At 30.2% G+C, this 1,819-nt stretch carries 1 protein-coding gene; it reads right to left on the bottom strand.

Features of this window, described 5'->3' with window-relative positions:
* Positions 1 to 558: 558 nt before the first annotated feature.
* Positions 559 to 1,539: a glycosyltransferase family 2 protein gene (locus F6K13_RS31395; protein WP_287289619.1), complete on the bottom strand. Its 981-nt coding sequence runs from the start codon at positions 1,537 to 1,539 to the stop codon at positions 559 to 561.
* Positions 1,540 to 1,819 lie beyond the last annotated feature (280 nt).

The raw sequence follows: 1,819 nt of genomic DNA, 5'->3' as shown, positions 1-1,819 counted from the left end.
AAACTCCATTGAATCGGAGTGATTTGGTGCAGCGATTATTGCATTTATACCAATTAAGAACACAATAATTGTTATACAGGTAAGCAAAAGTATTAACATTGGTGATAATCCCAGTAAACTTTTGCTCCATGTTTTGAGATTATTTATATGTTCTTTTAAGGAAGATTTTGTTAGTAAAAATACATATAAAAAATTTATTAATAACCAAGCTGCTATTACCCAAAAAATACTGAAATAAACCAAATAGACTAAGTAATTCAGTTATTTTTGTTAAAATTATTCCCTATAAAACAATTGCTTTAAAGAAACAATCACGCCAATCATTTTTTTGAGTTAATAATTGAGCAAAAATTAAAACCAAAGATAATATAGGAAGAATGATCATTTTTAATATTTCAATATTGAAGAAGGCAGAATACAGAAGGCAGAAGGGAAAATTGTTTGAGGTGATAATTCCCATAAAATTTTAAGCACCCCCGTTGATGGTGGGGTATTAAACCCATAAGATATAAAGATAAATATTTTTGAAAAAATCCATCTATTTTTTACCAAGAAAAGCTAATCAAAATTAGAATTTTCAGGCTTATTTTCTAATGAGTTAGCCAAAAAGTTACGACGTAATTTTAATTGAATATCTTCTAAAAGCTTACGATTAACTGACATCAAATCAGCAATTAGACCAAAAATAAATAGCTGAAATCCTATTAAAATTAAAATTGCAGCTAAGACTAAACTAGGAACATGAGACCTCGTAGTACCACTCCAGTATAGAATTAACCAACGTACACATAATATGAAACCAAAACTAAAGGGAATAGTCCCTAAAATTGTGAAAAACTTTAGGGGTTTATAAGTCATAAAAATCCGCACGATCGTAAAAATCGATCTTTGGATATAAGCTGGAATGCTTTTAACTAATCTAGATGGTCGTAAATAACCATTAGTTCTAATGGGGACAGAAATAATTGTCATTCCTTTTTGCCCAGCTTGGATAATAGTTTCTAGTGTGTAAGTATATTCATTAAAAACATTTAATTGTAGTGCTGCATTACGACTAATAGCACGAAAACCACTAGGAGCATCAGCAATATTTGTTTCACTAGCAATACGGACAACTAAACTACCTATTTTTTGTAAAAATTTCTTGATTGGTGAAAAATGTTTAATCTCTTGAATTGGTCTAGCACCAATTACTATTTCTGCTCTGCCATCTAAAATTGGTTCAATTAGTTTAGGTATATCTGCTGCACAATATTGATTATCAGCATCCGTATTAACAATAATATCAGCTCCATTTTGTAAACAAGCTTCTATTCCTGCCATAAAACCTTTTGCTAATCCTTGATTATATTCAAAATTAACAATATGATCGACTCCTGCTGCTTTGGCAACTTCTAAGGTCTTGTCAATACTACCATCATTAATGATCAACCATTCTACCTTATCTATACCAGGAAGTTGTCGAGGTAATTCAGTTAGAATCATCCTTAAAGTAGCTTCTTCGTTATAACAAGGGATTTGTATAATTAGTTTAGTCATTAATCTTTGTTCCTTTTGTTTATTTTGGGTAACTGGCAACGTTTGTGGTTGTCAGAGATTCTAAGCCTGATTTTGATTCTCTAATTTTTACCAAAAAATTGTGGTTTAAAGTCTCCCCCTTTTAAGAGGATAATAAATAAAAATTTTCATGATTAGTCAATCATCTTCTTTTCAAGGAGAGGTAATTAATAATTCAGGACTTACGCAAATTTACTTTTAAACCACCATCTGTAGGTTATTTATGGTATTTGCCCTCGCTATATATATAATATATATAGAG

Source organism: Okeania sp. SIO2B9 (assembly GCF_010672505.1).
Classification (GTDB): domain Bacteria; phylum Cyanobacteriota; class Cyanobacteriia; order Cyanobacteriales; family Microcoleaceae; genus Okeania; species Okeania hirsuta.
Note: the sequence above shows the minus strand (reverse complement) of the source record. Positions and strands in the feature narration are given on the sequence as shown.

What these genes read in the sequence shown, in the direction of transcription:
- F6K13_RS31395 (WP_287289619.1), bottom strand. Translation starts at nt 1,539, where the DNA reads ATGACTAAACTAATTATACAAATCCCTTGTTATAACGAAGAAGCTACT.